This window comes from Deinococcus sp., assembly GCF_030523985.1.
Classification (GTDB): domain Bacteria; phylum Deinococcota; class Deinococci; order Deinococcales; family Deinococcaceae; genus Deinococcus.
This window is the reverse complement of sequence record NZ_JAUNHK010000175.1, coordinates 1-3,118: the sequence shown is the minus strand read 5'-3', so window position 1 is coordinate 3,118 and position 3,118 is coordinate 1. Positions and strand designations below refer to the sequence as shown.

Genomic DNA, 3,118 nt, shown 5'->3' with positions numbered 1-3,118 from the left:
TATAACGGCCCCAACAGCTTGCGTGCTCTGGCGGAACAGGCGCGGGCGCGGGGCCTGCGGTCTGTGGGACGGGTGGACGTGGATACCCTGCCGTTGGATGCCACCAGTTTCGAGCGCACCGAGTTGGGCCTGTCCATGCCCGCTGTGCGCCTGAGCGACTGGGAGACACGCCCCCCGACCTCGGCCACCGAAGCCCGCCGCCGCGTGGGCAATACGCTGGTGGCCGAGTTGCGCCGAGCCGGAATAGAGGTGCAGACCGACGAAATAGGGACTGCGGCGGCTTATCGCCCCTATACCCCACCGCCCCGCCAGGACGACAAGGGCCGCCCTCTGCCGCCCAACCTGCTCATTCCGACCACGCAGCGCCCGCAGCAGGGCATCGCGAGTGTCCGCAGCGGCTCTCCCTATCCCTATCTGGCGGCCACCATGCGGCCCAGCGACAATCTGCGGGCGGAAACGTTGCTCGCGTCTCTCGCCGTGCAGCCGGGCGAAACGGGCACCCTCAGCAGTGCCCTCAAGCGCGAACGGGCGATTCTGCAACGGATGGGCCTGGACGTGAGCAGCGTGGTGCTGACCGATGGCAGCGGACTGGGCCGCGAAAGCCGCCTGACCGCCCGGATGCTCACCGACCTGCTCAAGGTGATGTACGACCTGCCGTATCCGTTGCCCACCGCGTCCCGGGCCGCCCTCGCACCGAGCGCACTGTATGCGGGCAAACGCAACGCCTTCGTCGAAACCCTGCCCAAAGCCGGTACGGGCGAAGTGGTTCCTGGGCGCGATGGCCCCGGTGGCACGCTGGCGCGGCGGATGATGGGCCGGGGCCTTGATGTCCGGGCAAAGACCGGAACCTTGCCCGGCGTCAGTGCGCTGGCTGGCTATGCCACCGCCCGTAGCGGACGCGTGCTGGCCTTCGCCATCCTGATGAACGGCCCCGAGGAGAGCCCCATTCTTACCCTGCGGGCCGTGCAGGATGACCTCGTCACCGAAATCGTCAAAGCGTTCTAACCGGCTTGTCGGAAGACGTGACCGGAGACCTGTGGAGAATCATCCTCAGGTGCCTTTCTCCTCTAGACTGTCGGCAAGATGCAGACTGGCATGGGGGGCGAACGGGGACGAATGAACCGGATTGTGGTGGCGACGAGCAATCCCGGTAAGGTTCGGGAGATAGAAGAGGCGCTGGCCCCGCTGGGGTGGCGCTGCCAGGGCCTGGAGGGAGTGCCGCTGCCCGAGGAAACTGGAACCACCTATGAGGAAAATGCCGCGCTCAAGGCCTGCGCGGCGGCGATGGCGACGGGGCTTCCGGCGCTGGCGGATGACTCGGGCATTGAGGTGCTGGCGCTGGGTGGGCAGCCTGGGGTCTATTCGGCCCGCTTCGGCAACCTCGACAGTGACCGTGAACGCAACCTGCACCTGCTCGAAAAGATGCGTCACCAGACGGATCGCCGCGCCAAGTTCGTGTCGGTGGTCGTTCTGGCCTACCCGGACGGCAAGCTGGAAGAATATCGCGGCGAGGTCGAGGGCCAACTGCTCGAAGGGCCACGCGGGGACAACGGTTTCGGGTATGACCCGCTGTTCCTGCCGGTGGGGTCCGACCTCACCATGGCCGAGATGTCGCTGGAGCAGAAGCGGGCCATCAGTCACCGGGGCCGTGCTCTGGCCAAATTACTCGCTGCCCATCACACCTCCGATACGCCCTCTCATTGAATCTGACAGTTTCGGATTGAGGCCCAGCGGAGAAGAGAAGGAATTTGAGCTTTGCCGTACGTGTGGGCTTCCGCTATCCCCCGCCCCGAGGACATCTGGGTGGGGGGCTTTGTTCTAGGCTGAACCCATGAACAGCATTTCAAGAGTGGCGCTTGGTGCTCTGGGTGGGGCAGTCGGAGCGCTGGCGATGACGGTCTACAACAAGCAGGTGGCTCCTCTGGTCACGAACGGAAAGAACGCTCACCTTCCCGACCAGCACAGTGTCGCGCCACTCGGACAGCTGCATGCACCGGGCGAAAGCAGTGCGGCGGCAGTCGGGCGACTGGCCTATGAGGCCGCCAAAGGGCGCAACGCCCCCCGCGAATCCCTCGGCGAGCAGGTGCACTGGGGTATGGGGATTGCCAGTGGCGCGGTGTACGGGCTGCTGACGCGTGATCTCAATCTCCTGACCAGCCTGGGGTTCAGCATGACCCTCTGGGTTCTGGTGGATGAAGGTCTGCTGCCACTGGCCGGGCTCCACGACGGCCCCGCCGGGGATTCGGTCGCCGGACATGCCAGTCGTCTGGCGTCTCATCTGGCCTACGGCGCAGGGCTGGGGCTGACGGTGTTGGCCCTTCAGAACGGCAAATCTACTGACTGATAGTTCCCAAGGGGTGCGAGTCGTGTAGGGAAAGGGGGGCCGCTTCTGGCACTTGGTCACAACGGCGGGTCGGCCTATCGGTTAACATATGCAAACCGTGCAGATGCCTTCCAATTCCTTACAGCGTGATGGCACCGCGCCGAACGACCTGCTGCCCGAGGAGTTGCATGCACGTCTGGTTGCTGGGGATGAGGAAGCCTGGCACCGCTTTATCACCGAGTACGAGGGGCGGATCTATGGGTTCCTCTACCGCCTGGAGGGTAACAGCGACGACGCCCTCGACTTGACCCAGGAAGTGTTTTACCGGGCCTGGCGGTCTATTCGCACCTTCCGCGCTGGTGAGCGCGTGTTGCCGTGGCTGTACCAGGTGGCACGCAACACCCAAATCGAGTCGCATCGGCGTAAACAGCACGCCCGCTTCAGTCTGGAGGAAGCGCAGGAGGAAGTGGGCTTTGAGGTGGTCAGCGAGGCCCATTCGCCAGTGCAGGCTGCCGAGAGCGAGCAGGCTCAGGACCGGGTGCAGCGTGCCCTGATGAAACTTGCGCCCGAGTACCGCGAGGCCGTAGTGCTGCGCTTTGTCGATGATCTGAGCTACGACGAAATCGCTAGCATTCAGGGAGTCGCCACTGGTACGGCCAAGAGCCGGGTCTTTCGGGCCAAGGAGCAACTGGCGGACTTGCTGGCTGATGTCTCCGATATTCACTGAGAAGCCAGGAGCCAAGTTCGGAAATTGCAGGGGAGGGGGACACGGCCTAGCAGGGTGGTGTCCCCCTC

General features: G+C 64.6%; 4 protein-coding genes. All 4 read left to right on the top strand.

Going from position 1 to position 3,118, the window contains the following annotated elements:
* Positions 1-1,005: D-alanyl-D-alanine carboxypeptidase (locus tag Q4C89_RS14560; protein WP_303103343.1), on the top strand; the 1,005-nt coding region annotated here is incomplete at its 5' end.
* A 78-nt stretch (positions 1,006-1,083) separates the two neighbouring features.
* On the top strand, positions 1,084-1,704 hold the full coding sequence (gene rdgB / locus Q4C89_RS14555) for an RdgB/HAM1 family non-canonical purine NTP pyrophosphatase (RefSeq protein WP_303103342.1): 621 nt from the start codon (positions 1,084-1,086) through the stop codon (positions 1,702-1,704).
* A 127-nt stretch (positions 1,705-1,831) separates the two neighbouring features.
* Positions 1,832-2,344 carry a hypothetical protein gene (locus tag Q4C89_RS14550; RefSeq protein WP_303103341.1) on the top strand — a complete coding sequence of 171 codons (513 nt, stop codon included), beginning with the start codon at positions 1,832-1,834 and terminating at the stop codon, positions 2,342-2,344.
* Between the two features lie 103 nt (positions 2,345-2,447).
* Positions 2,448-3,050, top strand: coding sequence for an RNA polymerase sigma factor (locus Q4C89_RS14545; protein WP_303103344.1), 603 nt, complete (start codon positions 2,448-2,450; stop codon positions 3,048-3,050).
* Positions 3,051-3,118: the final 68 nt, after the last annotated feature.

Coding starts and splice junctions, on each gene's coding strand:
- rdgB (WP_303103342.1), top strand. CDS start 1,084: ATGCAGACTGGCATGGGGGGCGAACGGGGACGAATGAACCGGATTGTG.
- Q4C89_RS14550 (WP_303103341.1), top strand. CDS start 1,832: ATGAACAGCATTTCAAGAGTGGCGCTTGGTGCTCTGGGTGGGGCAGTC.
- Q4C89_RS14545 (WP_303103344.1), top strand. CDS start 2,448: ATGCCTTCCAATTCCTTACAGCGTGATGGCACCGCGCCGAACGACCTG.